This is a genomic window from Mycobacterium sp. NGS26 (genome assembly GCF_059813025.1).
The window spans coordinates 331839-353457 of record NZ_JCALDU010000006.1 but is presented as its reverse complement, the minus strand read 5'-3'; the positions used below and the strand labels follow the sequence as shown (position 1 = coordinate 353457).

Genomic DNA, 21619 nt, shown 5'->3' with positions numbered 1-21619 from the left:
CCTACGACGCGGTCAGGCTGGCCAGCGCGTACTCGCTCACCGCGATCAGCGCGTCCGTCGCCGACCGGCGATCCCGGGCATCGACGTTGATCACCGGAATGTGCGCCGGCAACGTCAGCGCCTCGCGCACCGCGCCGACGGGATACCTTGGCGCGCCGTCGAATTCGTTGACCGCGATCAAGAACGGCAGCTTGCGGTGCTCGAAGAAGTCGACCGCGGCGAAGCTGTCCTGCAGGCGCCGGCAGTCGACCAGGATGATCGCGCCGATCGCGCCACGGACCAGGTCGTCCCACATGAACCAGAACCGCCGCTGGCCCGGGGTGCCGAACAGGTAGAGCACCAGGTCCTCGTCCAGGGTGATGCGGCCGAAGTCCATCGCGACCGTGGTGGTCCGCTTGTCGGGGGTCGCCTCGAGCATGTCGACACCGGCCGAGGCGTCGGTGACCATCTCCTCGGTGCGCAGCGGCATGATTTCCGAGACCGCCCCGACGAACGTGGTCTTGCCGGCGCCGAATCCACCCGCGATGACGATCTTCGTCGAGGCGGTGGCCGGCTCGTCGGAGTGCGCCTCAGAGTGCTTTAAGGCCACGCAGCGTCCTTCCTATGAGTTCGTGACGCTCGTCGCGGGTCGACCGTTCGGTCAGCGTTCGATGCACCCGAACGTATTCGGACAGCACCAGATCGCCGATCAAGACGCGCGCGACCCCGACCGGCAGGTCGAGCCGGGCCGAGATCTCCGCGACGGACGGGCTGTTGACGCACAGTTGGATGATCCTGCCTCTCGCATCGTTGGGTGGCCATCGATGAGCCAGCCCGGCCGGCAAACTCTGGATCGGCGCTTCCAGGGGAAGGTCGACGTGGGTGGCGGTCCGTCCGGCGGTCAGGGTGTACGGACGGACCAGGCTCGCCTCACGTGAGGACGGCCAGGGCTCGCGTTTGTCCATCGCGGCTCACGAGTGTGCGGCGGATCGGCGGGAGGACTGCACGACGCCGCCCACCCGTTCGACGAGGATGGCCATCTCGTAACCGATCTGGCCGATGTCGCACGACGTGGTGGCCAGCGTGGCCAGGTGCGAGCCGTCGCCGACGCGCATCAGCAGTAGATAGCCGTTCTGCATCTCGACCACGGACTGCAGCACCTGCCCGCCCTCGAACAGTTGCGCGGCGCCGGTCGCGAGGCTGGCCAGCCCGGAGGCCACCGCGGCCAGCTGATCGGCCCGTTCGCGCGGCAGGTGCTCGCTGGCGGCGACGGGCAGCCCGTCGACGGACACCAGCAGCGCGTGCGCCACGCCGGGGACGTCGCGGGCGAAGTTGGTCACCAGCCAGTCCAGTGAGTTGCCGGGTGAACTCATTCCTGATCGGGTCCTTGATTCGTTTCACGGGCATGCGAGCGTCCGGTGCGCACGCCGCCGAAATGGCTGCTGAAGGAGGCGCGAACCGCGTCGGGGTCGCGCACCGCGGCCGCGTGTTGCGGCTCCCGGCCGGGCCGGGCCGAACCGGATCCGCCATTCGATCCTACGAGCGAGCCGTCGTCCTGGCCGGGGCCGTCCTCTTCGGGGAGGCCGACGCCGTTGGCCGCCCCCGGCACCAGCCGCGCGCCCGGGGTGCGCACCGGCAGGCCGTGCTCGGCGGTGTGCGACTCGACGGGCTTGTCCTCGGCCTCGGCGGCCAACGACCAGCCCCGGTCCCACACCGTCTGCCAATCCAGGTCGGGGCTGTTGACCAGGTCGTGTGGGTCGCCCAGCATCTCCGAGAGCATCCGGCGGTAGATCACGTCGTCGCCGCTGGCCGCCTCGGGGGCTTCGGGCGCCTCGGCGGCCTGGGGAGGCTCGGCCGGCGCACCCAGCGCATCCGCCGCATCGCCGGCGTCCGCCGCGTCGCCGGCGTCAGCCGCGTCGCCGGCGTCCCGACGCGCGGCGAAGAACGCCGAGGTGTCCGACACGGCCGCGGCAGGGGCCGCGGGCTCCTCCGACCGCTCCTGTTCCGGCTCCGGCTGTTTCTGCGTCTCCCACCACGGCGTGGCCAGCTCGCGCCGGTGCCGGCGCGGCTGTTCGGCGGGCGGGGCGGGAACGCCGGTGATGCCGCTGGAACCCGGGTCGCGGCGCGGCAACAACGTGATCGGCGGCGCCGGCGTCTGGGAGCCGTTGGACGTGGTGCCCGCGACGGGGCCGTCGTCTCCGGCGGCCTCACCGGCGGGGTCCGTCGTGGCCATGGCGTTGGCCAGCTGCGTGCTCGGCGACGACACGGCCCTGGCCCGCGGCCCGGCCGCCCGGGAGGCGGCGCCCACGAGCACCGTCGGCGGCAGGTAGATCTCGGCCGTCGTGCCGGTGGCCGCCTCGTTGGGCCCCGGACCGCGCAGCCCGACCCGGATCCCGTGCCGGGCGGCGATCCGGCCGACCACGAAAAGGCCCATGTGGCGGGCGTTGTCGGGGGTGACCTCGCCGCCGGCCTGCAGCCGCATGTTGGCGATGCGCCGGTCCGCGTCGTTCATGCCCAGGCCCGCGTCGGCGATGCGCAGCAGCACCCCGCCGTCGCCGCCGGGCGCCCCGGAAATCCGGGCCGACGTCGTCGGCGGCGAGTAGCGCAGCGCGTTGTCGATCAGCTCGGCGAACAGGTGGATGACCCCACCGGCGACCGCGCCCAGCAGCGTCGCCTCCGGCACCCGGGCGATTTCGACGCGGCGGTAGTCCTCGACCTCGGACACCGCGGCGTTGATGACCGTCGCCAGCGGCACCGGCTCACGCTGGTCACGCGCCAGCTGCGCGCCCGCCAGCACCAGCAGGTTGGCGCTGTTGCGGCGCAGCCGGGCCGCCAGGTGATCCAGCCGGAAGAGGCTGTCGAGACGGTCGGGATCCTCTTCGTTGCGCTCCAGCCGGTCGATGAGCTGCAGCTGCTGATCGACCAGCGACCGGCTGCGCCGCGACATCGTCTCGAACATGTCGTTGACCAGCAGCCGCAACCGGGCCTCGTCACCGGCCAGCAGCAGGGCCTGGGTGTGCAGCTCGTCGACGGCGTGGGCGACCTGACCGATCTCCTCGGTGGTGTAGACCGGCAGCGGCTGCGGGATCGGCTCGGCGCCACCGGCTTTGACCAGCGCGACCTCCTCCTCGAGGTCGGTGTGGGCGACCTTGAGCGCGCCGTCGCGCAGCACCCGCAGCGGCACCACGAGCGCGCGCGCCACCAGCAACACGATCGCCAGCGCGACCACGATCGCGGCCAGCACCACGACGCTGTCGACGACGGCGTCCTTGCGCCGGTCGTCGGCCTGGGCGTGCACCGCCTTGGTCACCGACGCCGTGGCGTCCTTGACGACCTGTTCGGCGATGCCGTCGGTGGTCCGTATCGAGCGCAGCAGCTCGGGGTTGTCGACGAGCGGGCTGGCCGGGTCGGACATGATCGCCATCCGGGTCACCATCTGCTGCTGCAGCGTCTTGGCTTCCGGCGAGCCGGCGCCCAGCACCTCGCTCATCCCGAAAAGCGTCGACGGCTCGGTGCCGGCCAGCGTGATCATCGAGGTGCGCAGCTGCGGCTCGGGCAGGTCCGCGCCCCGGGTCACCAGGATCTCCTGCATCGTCATCTGGCCGCGGGCCCCGACCGCTCGGCTCAGCCCCTGCGCCACGGCCCGGATCTTCTCGTCGTCGACGCGCACCGAGGCGTTGATCACGTCCTCGGCCGTCAACAGCAGCGGCGCGTACGTCGTCACCCGCTCCCGCAAACCGATGCTGTTGTCGGCGACCTTCTCCAGCAGCGCCTGGCCGCCGTTGAGCAGGGTGCTCACCGCCGACCGGACGTCGGGCGTGACGTCGGTGTCGGCCAGCCGCGCCGCCAGCTCGCCCTTGCGGGCCTCGAAGTTCTTCTTGGCGCCCTCGACGTCGCGGTTGGTGGAGCTCGCCAGCAGGGCGACGTCCAGCGCCGACATGTATTTGGTGATCGCCGGCAGCACGTCGGCGCGGGCCGCGGCCAGCCGCAGACCACCGGAGTTGGCCATCGCGGCGTTGACCCGCAGGGCGCCGAAAACCGTCGCCAAAACTAGCGGGACCAGCACAATCGCCAAGACCTTCCAGCGCACCGGCCAGTTGCTCAGCGACCAAGCGCGCGGGCGTTTCACCGGCGCCGGAGCGGCGGGGGCCTCGGTGGTCTCGGGGGGAACCGCCTCGACCGCGTCGGCCGGGCGGGCGAACATGCTCACGCGGTCGCGGCCGGTGCCCCGGCCGCTGCGCTGACGCTCAGCGCTGAAGGAAACGACAGCCTCATGAAACTTCCTGCTTTATTCACACCCCGGCCCGCGCAGAGAGTCGCGAGCGGAAACGCCTGGCAATCCGACGAGTATGACAGCCCGCGGCCCAGGTCACCAGAATTGTTACTGAGCAGACGGAGCCCTTCAAGGGCTGCCGCTACACCGGCGGGCAGATCTGGCAAACGCGCCGGGTGACCGGCGCGGACGGCTTTGCCATGATCGGCGGGTGTTCAAGCTGATGTTCGTCACCCCGCGCATCGCGCCCAACACCGGCAACGCCATCCGGACCGCGGCGGCCACCGGCGCGCAGTTGCACCTGGTCGAGCCGCTGGGCTTCGACCTGTCCGAACCCAAGCTGCGGCGGGCCGGCCTGGACTATCACGACCTGGCGTCGGTCACCGTGCACCCGTCGCTGCCGGCGGCGTGGGACGCGCTGGCCCCGGCCCGGGTGATCGCGTTCACCGCGCACGCGACCACGTCGTTCGCCGACGTCGACTACCAGCCCGGCGACGTGCTCATGTTCGGGCCCGAACCCGACGGGCTGGACGCGGCGACCCTGGCCGACGCCCACATCACCCGGCGGGTGCGCATCCCCATGCTGGCCGGCCGGCGCTCGCTGAACCTGGCCAACGCGGCGGCCATCGCCGTGTACGAGGCCTGGCGCCAGCACGGCTACGCGGGCGCGGTGTAGCCGGCGATGAGTTCGGGGCCGCGCGCGAGTCAGCATTGACATGGCTACTTTCATCACGATCGGTTACGGGGACGCGGCCGGGTACGACCGCGTGAGCGACGACTGCCGGAAGGCCGCCCACGTGCGCGACGACGAATTGCGCGCGGCCGGGGCGCTCATCGGAATTGCCGGGCGGCCCGTTCAAGTCCGCAATCCGGAGAGCTCCGGCGTGCGGACCGAGCCGGGGCCCTACCTGCGGTCGGAGCTGCCGATCGCGGGGTTCGCAGTGTTGGAGGCCGACGATCTCGACGCGGCGATCGAGCGGGTGAGCCAGGTCCCGTGCGCCGTCGGGCACGGGGTGGTCGAGGTGTGGCCGCTGACGACCTAGCGGCTACCAGCTGTTCCAGTGCGTGAGGCTCGCGGCGGGCAGTCGCTTGGCCGGCCGGAAGTCGGTGCCCTTGGTGTAGGCGATCGGGAACAGTCCGCCCTGGCTGTATTCGTCGTAGGGGATGCCGAGCACCTCGGCGGCCCGCTTTTCGCCGTCGCGCAACAGGTGCAGCGTCGTCCAGCAGGATCCCAGCCCGCGGGAGCGCAGGGCCAGGCAGAAGCTCCACACCGCCGGGAACAGCGACGCCCAGAACGACACGCCGCCCAGTGGCGTCTTCTCCTCGCGGCCTTCGATGCAGGGAATCATCAGCACCGGCGCCTCGTGCATGTGCTCGGCGAGGTACGTCGCGGAATCCCTGACCTTGCCCATCCGCTCGCCGCGGGTGTCGCCCTCGGGGTATTGGGCAGCCGGCGCGCTGAGGTAGCCCCGGGCATTCGACAGGTAGATGTCGCCGATCGCCTTCTTCTTGTCCGCGTCCTCGACGAAGACCCATTGCCAGCCCTGCGAGTTGGAACCGGTGGGCGCCTGCAGCGCCAGGTCGAGGCATTCCATCAACACCTCGCGGGGCACCTGCCTGTCGAAGTCGAGGCGCTTGCGGACCGAGCGGGTGGTGGTCAGGACTTCGTCGACGGACAGGTTGAGGGTCATGAGTGGGAGACTACATTCGGCCTCATGAGCGTCGAACTGAAACAAGAGGTTTCCAGCAGGCTCATCTCCGATCACTACGGGTGGCTGACCACGGTCGCGAAATCCGGGCAACCGATCCCGCGGCTGGTCTGGTTCTATTTCGACGGCGCCACGCTGACGGTGTACTCCATGCCGCGGGCGGGCAAGGTGGCCCACATCAAGTCGCAGCCCAAGGTGAGCCTGAACCTGGACTCCGACGGCAACGGCGGCGGCATCATCGTCGTCGGCGGGGTCGCCACCGTGGATGCCACCGACGTCGACTGCCGCGACGACGAGCCGTACTGGGCGAAGTACAGCGATGAGGCGGCGAAATTCGGCCTGACCGAGGCGATGGGCGCCTACAGCACCCGGCTGACGATCACCCCGACCAAGGTATGGACGACGCCGACGGGCTAGCGCCCTCCTGCCCCCTCTTGCTCGCCGAGCGTGAAACTGTTGCGAGGTTTCGCGAGTTTTTTCGCAACAGTTTCACGCTCGGCGAGAGGGGTCAGCGGAAATCGCGTGAGCGCGAGCCGACGGCCAGGGTGATGCGGCCCAACCGCTCGGCGACGACGGTCACTGCGCCACTGGCGTTTTGGACCTGGCCGCGGACCAGCAGCGCCGGCGCCGTGTTGGCCAGCTTGCGGTGCCGGGCCCACACCCCCGGCGTGCAGAGCACGTTGACCATCCCGGTCTCGTCCTCGAGGTTGACGAAGGTCACCCCCTGGGCCGTCGCGGGTCGCTGCCGATGGGTCACCGCGCCGGCGATCAGCACGCGGTCGCCGTCGGGCACGCCGAGCAGCTTCTCGGCGGGCACCACCCCCATCGCGTCCAGGTCGGCCCGCAGGAACTGCGTCGGGTAGCTGTCCGGCGAGATGCCGGTGGCCCACACGTCGGCGGCGGACAGCTCCAGCTCGGTCATCCCCGGCAGGGCCGGAACACGCGACGACGACCCCACCCCGGGCAACCGGTCCGGCCGCTGGGTGGCGGCCGCCCCGGCCGCCCACAACCCCTCCCGCCGGGACATCCCGAAGCAGGCGAAAGCCCCGGCCGTCGCCAGCGCCTCGGTCTGCGGCACGGACAGCTGCAGGCGGGCGGTCAGGTCCAGCAGGGAAGCGAAGGGGCCGTTGGCCTTTCGCTCCTCGACCAGCTGCTCGGCGAGGTCTTCGCCGATATGGCGGACGGCGCCCAGCCCGAGGCGGACTTCCGTCCCGGCGTTCTCGAGGGTGGCGTGCGCCAGGCTGGCGGCCACGCACGGACCGTGCACAACGACGCCGTGCCTGCGCGCGTCGGCCACCAGCGACTGCGGCGAATAGAAGCCCATCGGCTGGGCGCGCAGCAGCGCCGCGCAGAACGCCGCCGGGTGGTGCAGCTTGAACCACGACGAGTAGAACACCAGCGACGCGAAGGACAGTGCGTGGCTTTCCGGGAAGCCGAAATTGGCGAACGCCTCCAGCTTTTCGTAGGTCCGGTCGATCACCTCGTCGGTGGCGCCGTGCAGCGCGCGCATGCCGTCGTAGAACCGGCCGCGCAGCCGTCGCATGCGTTCGGTGGAACGCTTGGAACCCATGGCACGGCGCAGCTGGTCGGCCTCGGCGGCCGAGAAGCCGGCGCAGTCGACCGCGAGCTGCATCAGCTGCTCCTGAAAAAGCGGAACCCCCAACGTCTTTCGCAATGCCGGTTCCATGGAGGGGTGGTCGTAGACCACCGGGTCGAGCCCGTTGCGCCGCCGGATGTAGGGGTGCACCGACCCGCCCTGGATGGGTCCGGGGCGGATCAGCGCGACCTCCACCACCAGGTCGTAGAACTCCCGCGGCTTAAGTCTCGGCAGGGTGGCCATCTGGGCGCGCGACTCCACCTGGAACACGCCGACGGAATCGGCGCGCGCCAGCATCTCGTACACGGCCGGCTCGGAGAGGTCGAGGCGGGCCAGGTCCACCTCGATGCCCTTGTGCTCGGCCACCAGGTCCTTGGCATAGTGCAGCGCCGAGAGCATGCCCAGCCCCAGCAGGTCGAACTTCACCAAACCTATTGCCGCACAGTCGTCTTTGTCCCATTGCAGGACGCTGCGGTTCTCCATGCGCGCCCACTCCACCGGGCACACGTCCGCGATCGGGCGGTCGCAGATCACCATGCCGCCGGAGTGGATGCCCATGTGCCGCGGCAGATTCCGGATCTGGGCGGCCAGGTCGATCACCTGCTCCGGAATGCCCTCTGCGTCAGGGGAATCCGCCACCCCGTTCCAGCTGCTGATCTGCTTGCTCCACGCGTCCTGCTGCCCCTGCGAGAAGCCCAGGGCGCGGGCCATGTCGCGCACCGCGATCTTGCCGCGGTAGGTGATGACGTTGGCGACCTGCGCGGCGTAGTCGCGGCCGTATTTGTCGTAGACGTACTGGATGACCTTTTCGCGCTGGTCCGACTCGATGTCCATGTCGATGTCGGGCGGACCGTCGCGGGCGGGCGACAGGAAGCGCTCGAACAGCAGCTCGTTGGCCACCGGGTCCACCGCGGTGACGCCGAGGGCATAACAGACCGCGGAGTTGGCCGCCGACCCCCTGCCCTGGCACAGGATGTTGTTGTCCCGGCAGAACCGGGTGATGTCGTGCACCACCAGGAAATAGCCCGGAAACCGCAATTGCGCAATGACTTTCAGCTCGCGCTCGATCTGGGCGTAGGCCCGCGGCGCGCCGTCGGGGGGTCCGTAGCGGTCGCGGGCCCCGGCCATCACCAACTGCCGCAGCCAGCTGTCCTCGGTGTGCCCGTCGGGCACGTCGAACGGCGGCAGCTGCGGCGCGATCAGCGCCAGCCCGAACGCGCACTGCTCACCCAGCTCAGCCGCGGCGGTCACCGCCTCGGGACACCAGGCGAACAGCCGGGCCATCTCCGCGCCGGACCGCAGGTGCGATCCGCCCAGCGGGGCCAGCCACCCGGCGGCGGAATCCAGGGATTGCCGGGCCCGGATCGCCCCCATCGCCATGGCCAGCCGGCGCCGCGACGGCCCCGCGAAGTGCGCCCCGGTGGTGGCGACGACGCCGACGCTGAAGCGCGGCGCCAGCCCGGCCAGCGCCTCGTTGCGCTCGTCGTCGAGCGGGTGGCCGTGATGGGTCAGCTCGACGCTGACCCGCGCGGCGCCGAATCGGTCCACCAGGTCGGCCAGCGCGCGCCGCGCCGCGTCTGGGCCGCCGTCGGAAAACGCCTGCCGCACATGGCCTTTGCGACACCCGGTCAGGATGTGCCAGTGCCCGCCCGCGGCCTCGGTCAGCGCGTCGAGGTCGAAGCGCGGCTTGCCCTTCTCGCCGCCGGCCAGGTGCGCGGCGGCCAGCTGCCGCGACAACCGCCGGTAGCCCTCCGGGCCGCGGGCCAGCACCAGCAGGTGCGGCCCGGGCGGGTCCGGCTCCTCGGTGCGGGCGACCGACCCCAGCGACAGCTCGGCACCGAACACGGTGCGCACGTCGAGCTCCGCGGCCGCTTCGGCGAACCGCACCGCCCCGTACAGCCCGTTGTGGTCGGTCAGCGCCAGGGCGCGCAGATCCAGCCGGGCCGCCTCCTCGACCAGCTCCTCCGGCGTGCTCGCCCCGTCGAGGAAGCTGTACGCCGAATGCGCGTGCAGCTCGGCGTACGCGACGGACGAGCGCACCCTCCGGTTGTCGTCCGGCGGCTCGTAGGCCCCGCGCTTGCGCGACGAGGGGACGTCTCCCCCGGCTTCCAAGGTCGGCTCGGCCGGGCCGCCCGCGCGGCGCGGCTTGCCGTCGAGCACCCGCTCCATCTCCGCCCAACTCGGCGGTCCGTTGAACCAACCCACCCACGCAGTCTATCGAATGTATGTTCGATTTCGTAGCGTGTCGCCCGCCGTGAGAAGGTTGGTCGTGCGCAGATTCGAGCCGGTCATCATCGACCCGCGCCGCCACGACGCGGTGCTGTTCGGATCCGACGCGCTGGCGACCGAATCGATGATGGCGCGGCTGCGCGACGCCGGCATCCGCGCCGACGCGGTCGGCTCGCCCGACGCGACCGGGCTGGTGCGGGCCGCCGACCGGCTCGGCGCGCGGCCGGGCCGCTGCGTCGTCATCGCCGCGGAAGCCGCGGACGTCGAGGCCGCCCGGGCCGCCGGGTTCGCCTTGGTCATCGGCGTCGACCCGACGGCCCACCGCGACGAGTTGCGCCGCTTCGGCGCCGACGCCGTCGTCGTCGACCTGGACGAGGTCACCGTGCGAACCGGGGACCGGCGGATGTCGGAGTTACCCGACGCCTTGCAGGCGCTCGGGCTGGCCGCCGGCCTCACCGCCCGGCAGCCCGCGGTGTTCTTCGACTTCGACGGCACGCTGTCCGACATCGTCGACGACCCGGACGCGGCGCGCCCGGCCGCCGGTGCGGCCGAGGCGCTTTCGAAGCTGGCCGCGCACTGTCCCGTCGCGGTGCTGTCCGGCCGCGACCTCGCCGACGTGACCGGGCGCGTCGGCCTGCCCGGCATCTGGTATGCCGGCAGCCACGGCTTCGAGCTGACCGCGCCCGACGGAACGCACCACCAAAACGACGCCGCGGCGGCGGCGATACCTGTGCTGGAGGGGGTCGCCGCCGAGCTGCGCGAAAAGCTCGGCGGCATCCCCGGGATCATGGTGGAGCACAAGCGATTCGGCGTGGCCGTGCACTACCGCAACGCCGCCCGGGACCGCGTCGGCGAGGTGGCGGCGACGGTGCGCGCGGCGGGCCGGCGCCACGCGCTGCGCGTGACCACCGGCCGCGAGGTCATCGAGCTGCGCCCCGACATCGACTGGGACAAGGGCAAGACGCTGCGCTGGGTGATCGACCACCTGCGGCACGCCGGCTCGAGCCAGCTGATGCCCATCTATCTCGGCGACGACATCACCGACGAAGACGCGTTCGACGCGGTGCGCCACGACGGTGTCCCAATTGTGGTGCGGCACACCGACGATGGCGACCGCGCCACCGCCGCGCTGTTCGCGCTGGACAGTCCCGCGCGGGTGGTCGAGTTCACCGACCGGCTGGCGCGCGAGCTCAGCGATGCCCCGGTGAGTTAGCCGTCGGCGTATTCCACCGCGCCGTCGTCCAGCACCACCCGCGCGTCGGCGCCCTCGGCGCCGGAGGCCTCGGTGCGGAACACCGCCTTGCCCGGGCCGGTCCGCCAGATCAGCGTGGTCAGCGTCTCGCCGGGAAACACCGGCGAGGAAAACCGCGCGTCGATCGAGGTGATGTTGGCCGCGACGCCCCCGCCGAGCTCGGCGAGCAGCGCCCGTCCCGCCACCCCGTAGCTGCACAGCCCGTGCAGGATCGGCTTCGGGAACCCGGCCAGCTCCCGGGCGAACCACGGGTCGCTGTGCAGCGGGTTGCGGTCGCCGGAGAGCCGGTAGATCAGCGCCTGGTCCTCGCGGGTGGGCAGCGCGACGCGGGCGTCGGGCTCGCGATCCGGGATCTCCGGCGCGATCGGCCGCTGGCCCGGCTGGCCCCCGAATCCGCCCGCGCCCCGCACGACGAAGGTGGTCGACGTCTCGGCGATCAGCGTCCCCGAGTCCGGGTCGGTGCCGCGACCGCGCAGCATCACGACCGCGTTCTTGCCCTCGCCCTTGTCCTGGATGTCGGTGACCTCGGTGACCACCGACAGCTTGCCCGCGGGCGGCAGCGGCGCATGCAGCCGGATGCCTTGCGATCCGTGTAAGAGCATGGCCCAGTTGAACTTTCCGATCTTGCCCGCCGCCCCGAAGGCCGGACAGCAGATCACCGCGTAGGTGGGCAGCACCTGCTGGGGGATGTCGTGGCTGTTCTCGGTGGTGAACGACAGGTCATCGGTCCCGCAGCCGACGCCCAGCGCGTACAGCAGCGTGTCCCGGTCGGTCCATTCGAACAGCATCGGCTCGGTCACCGCGCCGACGGCAGTCGGATCAATCGCCATACGAGGATCCTCTCAGGTGGAAATCGGGTGGAATTTTCGGCTTTTTCTGCACTCAACCATCGCAAACCCTTCCCACCGGCACCGTTGGCAGGGCAGGCTATCGCCATGCGCAATCGCAGCAGGATCAGGATGGCTTCAAAAGCAATGGCCGTGCTTGCCGCAACGCTGATCGTCGGCGCCTGCGGCGGGTCGACGCAGGCGCGCAGCATCACCCTGACCTTCATCCGGAACGCACAGTCCCAGGCGAACGCGGACGGGGTCATCGACACCGAGATTCCCGGTCCCGGCCTCACCGCCGAGGGCAAGGGGCAGGCCCAGCAGGTGGTCCACCAGGCCGGCCACAACCAGTTCGACGCCGTCTACGCCTCGGCGATGGCCGAGGCCCAGCAGACCGCCGCGCCGTTGGCCAGCGAACTGGGCAAGCAGGTCGAGGTGCTGGGCGGCCTGCAGTCGATCAACGCCGGTTGGTACAACGGCAAACCCGAAGCGATGGCGAACTCGACGTATCTGCTGGCGCCGACGGGCTGGGTCAACGGCGACGTCCAGAACAGCATCCCGGGGTCGGTCAGCGGCAAGCAGTTCAACGACCAGTTCACCGGCGCGGTCCAGAAGATCTACAGCAGTGGCCACCACAACCCGGTGGTGTTCTCGCAGGGCACCGCGATCATGGTCTGGACGCTGATGAACACCAAGAACGGCAAGAACAGCCTGCTGACCAGCCATCCCCTGCCGAACATCGGCCACGTGGTGATCACCGGCAACCCGGCGGACGGCTGGACGCTGGTGGACTGGGACGGCATCCGCAACTTCACCTGAGCCTCGGGCGCCGCCGGTAGCGACGTAGATCACGGTTGACGCGCGCCACCACCAGCGGCCACCATGGCTGAATGCGGTATGTCGTTACCGGCGGTACCGGGTTTATTGGGCGCCGCGTCGTAGCTCGTCTGCTGGAGGCGCGACCCGACGCGCAGGTGTGGGTGCTGGTCCGCCGCCAGTCGCTGGGCCGCTTCGAGCGCCTCGCCGCCGAGTGGGGGGAGCGGGCGAAGCCCCTCGTCGGCGAGCTGCCCGAGCTGGCGCTCACCGAGGAGACCGTCGCCGAACTGGGCGAGGTCGACCACGTCGTGCACTGCGCGGCGATCTACGACATCACCGCCGGCGACGCCGAGCAGCGGGCCGCCAACGTGGACGGGACCCGCGCCGTCATCGAGCTGACGCAACGGCTGGACGCCACGTTGCACCACGTGTCGTCGATCGCCGTGGCGGGCGACTTCCGCGGCGAGTACACCGAGGACGACTTCGACGTCGGCCAGCGGCTGCCCACCCCGTATCACCAGACCAAGTTCGAGGCCGAGCTGCTGGTGCGATCGACGCCCGGGCTGCGCCACCGCATCTACCGGCCGGCCGTGGTGGTCGGCGACTCGCGCACGGGCGAGATGGACAAGGTCGACGGGCCGTACTACTTCTTCGGCGTGCTGGCCAAGCTGGCCGTGCTGCCCAAGTTCACCCCGATCATGCTGCCCGACACCGGGCGCACCAACATCGTCCCGGTCGACTACGTCGTCGACGCGCTTGTTGCCCTCATGCACGCCGACGGCCGCGACGGGCAGACGTTCCACCTGACCGCGCCGAAAACCATTGGGCTGCGCGGCATCTACCGCGGCGTCGCCAAGGAGGCCGGGCTGCCCCCGCTGCGCGGATCGCTGCCCCGCTCGGTGGCGACGCCGGTGCTGAAGGTGAGCGGGCGCGCCAAAGTGGTGCGCAACATGGCGGCCACCCAGCTGGGCATTCCCGCCGAGGTCCTCGACGTCGTCGACCTGGCGCCGCAGTTCGTCAGCGACGAGACCCGGAAGGCGTTGCGCGGCACCAACATCGACGTGCCCGAATTCGCCGACTACGCACCCAAGCTGTGGCGCTACTGGGCCGACCACCTCGACCCCGACCGCGCGCGTCGCGACAACCCCGACGGGCCGCTGGTGGGCCGGCACGTCATCATCACCGGCGCATCCAGCGGGATCGGCCGGGCGTCGGCGATCGCCGTCGCGGAGCGCGGTGCGACGGTGTTCGCGCTGGCCCGCAACGGCGACGCGCTCGACAAGCTGGTCGCCGAGATCCGCGCCAACGGCGGTCAGGCGTACGCATTCACCTGTGACATCACCGATTCCGTGTCGGTGGAGCACACCGTCAAGGACATCCTGGGCCGGTTCGACCACGTCGACTACCTGGTGAACAACGCCGGCCGGTCGATTCGCCGCTCGGTGGTCAACGCGACGGACAGGATGCACGACTACGAACGGGTGATGGCGGTCAACTACTTCGGCGCGGTGCGCATGGTGCTGGCGCTGCTGCCGCACTGGCGCGAGCGGCGATTCGGCCACGTCGTCAACGTCTCCAGCGCCGGCGTGCAGGCCCGCAACCCGAAGTACAGCTCGTACCTGCCCACCAAGGCCGCGCTCGACGCGTTCGCCGACGTGGTCGCCTCCGAGACGCTGTCCGACCACATCACGTTCACCAACATCCACATGCCGCTGGTCCGCACGCCGATGATCGTGCCGTCGCACCGGCTCAACCCGGTGCCGCCGATCAGCCCCGAGCGCGCCGCGGCGATGGTGGTGCGCGGGCTGGTGGAGAAGCCGGCGCGCATCGACACCCCGGTGGGCACGCTGGCCGAGGCCGGCAACTACTTCACGCCCAGGCTGTCGCGCCGGATCCTGCATCAGCTGTACCTGGGCTACCCGGATTCGGCCGCGGCCCGCGGCGTGGTCACGGCCACCGAGCCGGCCGCGCCCCGCCCGTCGCGCCGCAAGCCGAAGCGCCCGGCGCGCGCCGTCGCCCGCGGCATCCGCACACCCCGACCGGTCAAGCGGCTGGCGCGGCTGGTGCCCGGCCTGCACTGGTAAATCGGCGTCCCGCTGGCCGTGAGCGCGCCGGTATCGTTGCCGCGGTGAAGCCCGTTTTCGTCGACGTCGACACCGGCGTCGACGACGCGATGGCCCTGGTGTACCTGCTGGCCAGCCCGGACGCCGACGTGGTCGGCATCGCCTCGACCGCCGGAAACGTCGCGGTGGACCAGGTCTGCGAGAACAACCTCGGCCTGCTCCAATTGTGCGGGGCCACAGGCATTCCCGTGTCCAAGGGTGCGCAGCGGCCGCTGAACTGTTCGTTGCCGCCGGGGAAGGCGCACGGCCCCAGGGGCATGGGGTACGCGGAGTTGCCGGCCACCGATCTCCGGCTCACCGGCCACGATTCCGCGACCGCCTGGGTGCGCGCCGCGCGCGCCCATGCCGGGGAGTTGATCGGCGTGGCCACCGGACCGTTGACCAACCTGGCGCTGGCGCTGCGCGCCGAGCCCGCACTGCCGACACTGCTGCGGCGACTGGCGATCATGGGCGGCGCCTACGACTACCGCGGCAACACCAACCCGGTGGCCGAATGGAATATCGCCGTGGACCCCGAGGCGGCGGCCGAGGTGTTCGCGGCCTGGTCCACCGCGGCCGTTGACCCCCAACGCTTTCCGATCCTGTGCGGGCTGGACCTCACGCAGCACATCGCGATGACGCCGGAGGTGCTGGCGCGGCTGGCGGCCGCGGCGGGCTCGACCACCACCGCGATGAGCGCGCTCGACGAACGCGGCACCCGGTCGACGGCGTCGAACCCGCTGATCCGGGTGATCGAGGATGCGCTGCGCTACTACTTCGAGGTCCATCACGACAACGGTCACGGATACGTGGCGTACCTTCACGATCCGCTGGCCGCCGCCATGGCGCTGGACCCCGGGCTGGTGACGACCCGGGCGGCGACGGTCGACGTCGAGCTCGCCGGAACCCTGACCCGTGGCATGACCGTCGTCGACTGGTCGGGGCGGTGGGGCCGAGAACCCAACGCCCACATCGGCATTGGCGTGGACCCCGGCGCGTTCTTCGACCGGTTCGTCGAACGGGTCGGGATGTTCGCGCGCGGGTTCACGCCACCCGGAACCGCTCCAGGTCGGCGTGCTTGACGGTCAACCCGTGCCCGGGCGCCGTCCGGTCGGGGCGCAGCAGGCCGCCGGGCTCCGGCTGGATCACCCCGTCGAACGCCAGGCCTTCGATCCGCACGTGGTCGTGGAAGTACTCCAGGTGGCGCAGGTGCCAGACGGCGGTGCCGACGTGGCCGCTGATCTGTGGGGCGCAGTGCAGCGAGAGGTCCATCCCACGCGCGTCGCACAGCGCGGCGACCTTGAGGACCCCGGTGATGCCGAGCGCCCGGGTGACGTCGGCCTGCAGGCAGTCGACCGCGCCGGCGGCGAGCATCTGGTGAAAGTAGGGCAGGTGATAGCCGTACTCGCCGGCGGCGATGTCCATGCCGGCGGGGCCGTGCTCGCGCAGCAGGTGCAAACCGTCGAGATCGTCGGAGCTCACCGGCTCCTCGAACCACCGCACGTCGTACTCGGCGAAGCGCTGCGCCCACAGCAGCGCCTGCTTGCGCCGGTACGCGCCGTTGGCGTCGACGAACAACTCGGCGCCGTCGCCGATCGCCGACCGGGCGGCCGCCACCCGGTCGATGTCGGTTTCCGGGTCGCGGCCCACCTTCATCTTGACCCGGGGAATGCCGGCCTCGACCCAGCCGCCCAGCTGCCTCGCGAGCGCGTCGTTGTCGTATGAGGTGAACCCGCCGCTGCCGTAGATCGGGGTGGCGTCGTGCACGGCGCCCAGCGCAACCACCAACGGTTCGTCCAACAACCGGGCACGCAGGTCCCACAGCGCGACGTCGACGGCCGAGATCGCCTCGGCGGCCAGCCCGGGCTTGCCCAGGTTGCGGACCGCGTGCTGCATCTGGGCCCACCGCGCCGGCGGCTGCAACGCGTCCGCCCCGGTGACGGCCTCGGCCAGCTTGGATCGCACGACGGTGACGACGGCGGTGTCCGCGTAGGTGTAGCCGACCCCGACCTGCCCGCCGGCGCGCACGCTCGCCAGCACCAGGGTCGTCGAGTCCCACGTCAGGGTGCCGTCGGACTCCGGCGCGTCGGTCGGGATCGAGTAGGCCGAGGCCTCAACGGATTCGACGGGAATCGGTGCACTCGCAAGTAGGGCCATGCCGGGTGACTACCCACCCACCGACCGGGTATGCCCGGATGAGCGCCGCTACTCGTAGCTGCCCTCGAGATACCAGCGCCGCTGGCGGTAGCACAGCAGAAACGCTCGCTCGTCGGTCAGCAAGACCTGGGCGCGGGCGCTGCGGCCCTTGGCGTCGGGGTCCCACCACCGCTCGTCGACCGGCCAGGGTCCGGCCCACCAGCGCAGCCGCTCGTCCCGGGCGCGCACGGTCAGCCGCGCGGGGTCGGCCGAGAACATCCCCCGGCTGGTCACCCGTACCGGATTCCCTTGCGCGTCAAGCAGTTCCACCGGGTCGTCGAGCAGGACCGCCGGCGACGGCTCGGGCAGTCGGCCGGGCCACGGTCGATCCGGGTCGGCGTGCGGCACCGGCTCGTCGCCCAGCGGCGTCAGCGTGATGCGCTCGGCGGGCCCGCGACCGCCGGAGCGCACCGGCACCCGCACCGCCTCCGGGCCGAGCAGGCCCTGCACCCGCACCAGCGCCCGGCGGGCCCGCAGCCGGTCCTCCTCCCCGAGACCACCCCACAGCGGCAACTGCAGCGCCTCGGCGGACACCACCTCCACCGCCCGCAGCCGCAACAGCGTCACCGCCGCGGTGGGGCGGGCCTCGCGCGCGGTCCGGTTGCTCAACCACCCGTCCAGCTGCCAGCGCACCCGGTCGGCGGTGGCGTCCTCGGTCAACGGCTCGGCGCACCGCCAAACCCGGTGCAGCTCTTCACCGTTGGCGGTGACGGCGTGGATGGCCAGCCGGGTGCAGCCGACCCCGGCGGCCATCAGGGCCTGATGCAGCGTGCCGGCCAGCGAGCGTCCGGCGAATGCCGCGGCGTCGACCCGGTCGATCGGCGGGTCGCAGTCCAGCACGGCTTCGAGTTCGGCCGGCGGCTCGCGCCCGGACGGCCCCCGTTCGGGTTCGCCGCGCGCCAACCGGTGCGCGGTCACCCCGTCGGCGCCGAACCGGGAGGCCACGTCGGTGCGAGACAGCGCGGCGAACTGCCCGATGGTGCGAATCCCCATCCGCCACAACAGATCCGTCAGCTCTTCCCGCCCGGGACCCGACAGGCTCGGCTCGGTGGCCAGCTGCCGGATCGACAGCACCGAGAGGAACTTCGCGTCGCCCCCCGGCTCGACGATCCGGCCCGCGCGGGCGGCGAAGACCGCGGTGGACAACCGGTCGGCGATCCCGGCCTGACACTCGGCGCCGGCCGCGGCCACCGCATCGATCAGCCGCTCGGCGGCCCGCTCCTCGGACCCGAAGTAGCGGGCCGCCCCGCGCACCGGCAACACCAGGAGCCCGGGCCGCAGCACCTCGGCGCGCGGCACCAGATCGTCCACCGCCGCGATCACCGCTTCGAAGAAGCGGGCATCGCGGTCGGCGTCGGCGGTCGCGACGTGCAGTTGCGGGCACCGGGCGGCGGCCTCGCGGCGGCGCAGCCCCCGCCGCACCCCCGCCGCCCGGGCGGCCGACGAGCAGGCGATCACCCGATTCGCCAGCGTGACGGCGACCGGGGCCGTCGCGGGTTGGCCCGCGGCCGCGGCCGCCGCGACCGCGGGCCAGTCCATGCACCAGATCGCCAAAACCCGGGAAGCCACCGGCATTCATCCCGCTCGCGCCCGGCCGATCACCCGCCTGCCCGCGCACACCCCGCTGACCTGCAGCCGCACCCGGCTGATGCGTCCGAATCCCGGCCGCCCGCAGGCGGTGATCTCATAGCCGCAGACCCGGGCCGCGAGCCGCGTCGGCGCCCCCTGCCAGTCGCCGTCGGTGACCAGCAGGGTGCACCCCTTGGTGCGGGCCCGCGCCACCACCGCGCGCGCCCGCGTGTGCGGCACCCGGCGCCCGCCCAGGCCGAGCACCACCAGGTCCATGCCGTCGACGAGCACCGCGGCCACCTCCACCGGATCGGTTCCGGGATCCGGTATCACCGCGAGCCGGCTCAGGTCCGCCCCCATCTCCGCGGCGGCCAGCAGTCCGATGTCCGGCTGGCCGACGATGGCCACGTTGCCCCCGGCCGCCGTCACCGCGGCGACCATGCCCAGCAACAGCGACCGGGCCCCCGACAGCACCGCCACCGTTCCCCGCGGCAACGGGACCGGCAGCGACTCCGCGAGCCACCGCGGGAGCGGCAGCCGGGATTCCGATTCGGGCAGCAGGTCGTCGGCGGGGGCGACGACTCGCCCCGACATTTCGGCCATCCGCCGGCGCAGCGATTCGAGCTGGTCAGCACGATTTTCCTGGCGTTGGCCGGAGGCAAAAGCCGCAGTCATGACCAGCCTCCTACCACCCGGATTTTCGAATGTATGTTCGATCTGCCTGGAGTTAACACCCGCCCTCCGACAACCGTCAAGCAACGTGAGAGGCTGCCTTATGCGCTCGGTGCTGGTGTGGCTCGTGGTGCTTTTGGGTAGTGCCGTCGTCGCCGGAATCCCGGCTCGAGCCGGCGCCGATCCGTGTCATCCGGCCGAGTTGTTCGCCACCGACACCACCGCTCCCCTGTTCGAGGCGCACGCCGACCTGACGATCGCGCTCAGCGGCGCGACCGTGACCGGATCGACCCCGCTCGACGGGGTGTTCTGGTCAGACGAGCTGCAGCAGACCAGCCATGAGCGCTCGCGCGAATTTCATCTGTGCGGTGCCGACGGTTCGTCGCACGCCGCCGCCCAGGCGCTGTGCCGCCAGTTCAACCAGAGAACGGTGTTGACCTTCGACTACCTGCCGCAGCCGGCGGCCGACGCGATCACCATCACCGTGCCCGACGTCGACATCGCGCGCTTCGCCGACGCGTTCACCGCCGATTCGGCCGCGCACCAACGACTGCGCGGGGGCTCCGTCACCACCGACCGCACCCTGATACTGGTCGCGGGCACGGGCGATCTCGATGTTGCCCGCCGGCTCGTCGTCGAATCCGGCGGGAACTGGGACGCGGCCACGATCGCCTACGGCAGGCGAGAATTCGTGGAGTGACCGCGAAGGCCACTCCGCGAAACTGTATTCCGCGACGCATTTCTCGAGAAGACGCGTCGGCAGTTACAGTCTCGCGGCATAGACCGTAAGGCTATTCCCACTCGATGGTGCCGGGCGGCTTGCTGGTGATGTCCAGCACCACGCGGTTGACCTCGGCCACCTCGTTGGTGATCCGGGTCGAGATGCGCTCCAGCACCTCGTAGGGCACCCGCGTCCAGTCGGCGGTCATGGCGTCCTCACTCGACACCGGGCGCAACACGATCGGGTGTCCGTAGGTGCGGTTGTCGCCCTGAACGCCGACCGAGCGGATGTCGGCCAGCAGCACCACCGGGCACTGCCAGATCTGGTTGTCCAAACCGGCGGCGGTGAGTTCCTCGCGCGCGATCTCGTCGGCGCGCCGCAGGGTTTCCAAACGCCCAGCGGTGACCTCGCCGACGATCCGGATTCCCAGGCCGGGACCCGGAAACGGTTGGCGCGCAACGATTTCCTCCGGCAGGCCCAACTCCCGCCCAACCGCGCGCACCTCGTCCTTGAACAGCAGCCGCAGCGGCTCGACGAGTTTGAACTTCAGGTCGCCGGGCAGGCCGCCGACGTTGTGGTGGCTCTTGATGTTGGCGGTGCCGCTGCCCCCGCCGGACTCCACCACATCCGGATACAGCGTGCCCTGCACCAGGAATTCGACCTGCTTGTCCCCCAACATATCCCGGACCGCGCCCTCGAAGGCCCGGATGAACTGCCGGCCGATGATCTTGCGCTTGCCCTCGGGATTGTGCACACCCGACAGCGCCTCGAGGAAGGTCTGCGCGGCGTCGACGGTCACCAGGTTGGCGCCGGTGGCGGCCACGAAATCGCGCTGCACCTGCGCGCGCTCGCCGGCGCGCAACAGCCCGTGATCGACGAAGACACAAGTCAATCGATCCCCGATGGCGCGCTGCACCAGCGCGGCGGCCACCGCCGAATCCACCCCGCCGGACAGCCCGCAAATCGCGTGGCCGTCGCCGACCTGGGCACGAACCTGCTCCACCAGCGCGCCGGCGATGTTGGCGGGCGTCCAGTCGGCGCCGAGCCCGGCGAAGTCGTGCAGGAACCGGCTGAGCACCTGCTGCCCGTGCGGGGTGTGCATCACCTCCGGGTGATACTGAACCCCGGCCAGGCGCCGGTCGCGGTTCTCGAAGGCGGCCACCGCCGCCCCCGGGCTGCTGGCCACCACGTCGAATCCGTCCGGCGCTGCTGTGACGGCGTCGCCGTGGCTCATCCACACCGGCTGGATGCTGGGCAGGTCCGAATGCAGTTCGCCGCCAAGCACTTTCAGCTCGGTGCGGCCGTACTCGCTGGTGCCGGTGTGGGCGACGGTCCCGCCCAGCGCCTGCGCCATGGCCTGAAAGCCGTAGCAGATGCCGAACACCGGCAGCCCGAGGTCGAACAGCGCCGGGTCGAGTTGCGGGGCGCCCTCGGTGTAGACGCTGGCCGGCCCGCCGGAGAGCACCAGCGCCACCGGGTTACGGGCCTTGATCTCCTCGACCGACGCGGTGTGCGGGATCACCTCCGAGAACACCCGCGCCTCCCGAACCCGGCGGGCGATCAGCTGGGCGTACTGCGCGCCGAAGTCCACGACAAGCACGGGGCGGTCGGCGGGCCCGGCGTCAACAGGTTTCGCCACGCCGCAAGCTTAGTGGCTGGCGTCGGCCGTAAGAGTGA

At 71.2% G+C, this 21619-nt stretch carries 19 protein-coding genes; 8 read left to right on the top strand and 11 right to left on the bottom strand.

Going from position 1 to position 21619, the window contains the following annotated elements:
* Position 1 precedes the first annotated feature (1 nt).
* The 4 genes from AC5Y6X_RS20910 to AC5Y6X_RS20895 are packed head-to-tail and all read right to left on the bottom strand — an operon-like array spanning position 2 to position 4189.
* Complete coding sequence (locus tag AC5Y6X_RS20910) at positions 2–589, bottom strand: GTP-binding protein (RefSeq protein ID WP_324680134.1); 588 nt, start codon at positions 587–589, stop codon at positions 2–4.
* Positions 570–944: a DUF742 domain-containing protein gene (locus tag AC5Y6X_RS20905; RefSeq protein ID WP_499988810.1), complete on the bottom strand. Its 375-nt coding sequence runs from the start codon at positions 942–944 to the stop codon at positions 570–572. The genes AC5Y6X_RS20910 and AC5Y6X_RS20905 overlap by 20 nt, the downstream gene beginning before the upstream one ends.
* 6 nt (positions 945–950) lie before the next feature.
* The gene (locus tag AC5Y6X_RS20900) at positions 951–1352 is read right to left on the bottom strand and encodes a serine protease inhibitor (protein ID WP_324680130.1); all 402 of its coding nucleotides are present in this window, start codon (positions 1350–1352) and stop codon (positions 951–953) included.
* Positions 1349–4189: a sensor histidine kinase gene (locus AC5Y6X_RS20895; protein WP_499988809.1), complete on the bottom strand. Its 2841-nt coding sequence runs from the start codon at positions 4187–4189 to the stop codon at positions 1349–1351. Before AC5Y6X_RS20895 ends, AC5Y6X_RS20900 begins: the two co-directional genes overlap by 4 nt.
* Positions 4190–4463: 274 nt before the next feature.
* Here AC5Y6X_RS20895 and AC5Y6X_RS20890 point away from each other — a divergent pair, with 274 nt between their 5' ends.
* Positions 4464–4928 (top strand): tRNA (cytidine(34)-2'-O)-methyltransferase, encoded by a 465-nt coding sequence (locus AC5Y6X_RS20890; protein ID WP_499988808.1) that lies wholly within the window; start codon positions 4464–4466, stop codon positions 4926–4928.
* A 40-nt stretch (positions 4929–4968) separates the two neighbouring features.
* Positions 4969–5295 (top strand): YciI family protein, encoded by a 327-nt coding sequence (locus AC5Y6X_RS20885; protein WP_499988807.1) that lies wholly within the window; start codon positions 4969–4971, stop codon positions 5293–5295.
* 3 nt (positions 5296–5298) lie between these two features.
* Here AC5Y6X_RS20885 and AC5Y6X_RS20880 read toward each other — a convergent pair whose 3' ends face one another.
* Positions 5299–5943 (bottom strand): nitroreductase family protein, encoded by a 645-nt coding sequence (locus tag AC5Y6X_RS20880; protein WP_499988805.1) that lies wholly within the window; start codon positions 5941–5943, stop codon positions 5299–5301.
* A gap of 24 nt (positions 5944–5967) precedes the next feature.
* Between AC5Y6X_RS20880 and AC5Y6X_RS20875 the strand changes: the two genes are divergently transcribed.
* Positions 5968–6378 carry a TIGR03667 family PPOX class F420-dependent oxidoreductase gene (locus AC5Y6X_RS20875; RefSeq protein ID WP_499988804.1) on the top strand — a complete coding sequence of 137 codons (411 nt, stop codon included), beginning with the start codon at positions 5968–5970 and terminating at the stop codon, positions 6376–6378.
* A gap of 91 nt (positions 6379–6469) precedes the next feature.
* On the opposite strand, the gene AC5Y6X_RS20870 is transcribed toward AC5Y6X_RS20875, so the two are convergent.
* The gene (locus AC5Y6X_RS20870) at positions 6470–9763 is read right to left on the bottom strand and encodes an error-prone DNA polymerase (RefSeq protein ID WP_499988803.1); all 3294 of its coding nucleotides are present in this window, start codon (positions 9761–9763) and stop codon (positions 6470–6472) included.
* A gap of 64 nt (positions 9764–9827) precedes the next feature.
* On the opposite strand from AC5Y6X_RS20870, the gene otsB reads away from it, so the two are divergent.
* Entirely contained in the window at positions 9828–11000 is a 1173-nt protein-coding gene (otsB, locus tag AC5Y6X_RS20865; protein ID WP_499988801.1) for a trehalose-phosphatase, read from the top strand.
* Here the strand turns inward: otsB and AC5Y6X_RS20860 are convergent.
* Positions 10997–11869, bottom strand: coding sequence for a MaoC family dehydratase (locus AC5Y6X_RS20860; protein ID WP_499988800.1), 873 nt, complete (start codon positions 11867–11869; stop codon positions 10997–10999). The genes otsB and AC5Y6X_RS20860 overlap by 4 nt on opposite strands.
* Before the next feature lie 105 nt (positions 11870–11974).
* On the opposite strand from AC5Y6X_RS20860, the gene AC5Y6X_RS20855 reads away from it, so the two are divergent.
* The 3 genes from AC5Y6X_RS20855 to AC5Y6X_RS20845 all read left to right on the top strand — a co-directional run bounded on the left by AC5Y6X_RS20855 (position 11975) and on the right by AC5Y6X_RS20845 (position 15866).
* Complete coding sequence (locus tag AC5Y6X_RS20855) at positions 11975–12685, top strand: histidine phosphatase family protein (protein ID WP_499988798.1); 711 nt, start codon at positions 11975–11977, stop codon at positions 12683–12685.
* 71 nt (positions 12686–12756) lie between these two features.
* The gene (locus AC5Y6X_RS20850) at positions 12757–14766 is read left to right on the top strand and encodes an SDR family oxidoreductase (protein ID WP_499988797.1); all 2010 of its coding nucleotides are present in this window, start codon (positions 12757–12759) and stop codon (positions 14764–14766) included.
* A 44-nt stretch (positions 14767–14810) separates the two neighbouring features.
* Positions 14811–15866 carry a nucleoside hydrolase gene (locus AC5Y6X_RS20845; RefSeq protein WP_499988795.1) on the top strand — a complete coding sequence of 352 codons (1056 nt, stop codon included), beginning with the start codon at positions 14811–14813 and terminating at the stop codon, positions 15864–15866.
* Here the strand turns inward: AC5Y6X_RS20845 and AC5Y6X_RS20840 are convergent.
* From AC5Y6X_RS20840 to imuA', 3 genes are read right to left on the bottom strand one after another with little or no spacing between them, the layout of a single operon-like run.
* Complete coding sequence (locus AC5Y6X_RS20840; protein ID WP_499988794.1) at positions 15829–16941, bottom strand: enolase C-terminal domain-like protein; 1113 nt, start codon at positions 16939–16941, stop codon at positions 15829–15831. The two genes, AC5Y6X_RS20845 and AC5Y6X_RS20840, sit on opposite strands and share 38 nt — an antisense overlap.
* A gap of 48 nt (positions 16942–16989) precedes the next feature.
* Positions 16990–18555, bottom strand: coding sequence for a DNA polymerase Y family protein (locus tag AC5Y6X_RS20835; protein ID WP_499988793.1), 1566 nt, complete (start codon positions 18553–18555; stop codon positions 16990–16992).
* Positions 18556–19224, bottom strand: coding sequence for a DnaE2-dependent mutagenesis accessory factor ImuA' (gene imuA', locus AC5Y6X_RS20830; protein ID WP_499988791.1), 669 nt, complete (start codon positions 19222–19224; stop codon positions 18556–18558). It lies immediately after the preceding gene.
* Here imuA' and AC5Y6X_RS20825 point away from each other — a divergent pair.
* Entirely contained in the window at positions 19223–19921 is a 699-nt protein-coding gene (locus tag AC5Y6X_RS20825; protein ID WP_499988790.1) for a hypothetical protein, read from the top strand. The genes imuA' and AC5Y6X_RS20825 overlap by 2 nt on opposite strands.
* Before the next feature lie 91 nt (positions 19922–20012).
* Here AC5Y6X_RS20825 and guaA read toward each other — a convergent pair whose 3' ends face one another.
* A complete protein-coding gene (gene guaA / locus AC5Y6X_RS20820) occupies positions 20013–21581 on the bottom strand; it encodes a glutamine-hydrolyzing GMP synthase (RefSeq protein ID WP_499988788.1) in 1569 nt (522 codons plus the stop codon).
* Positions 21582–21619: the final 38 nt, after the last annotated feature.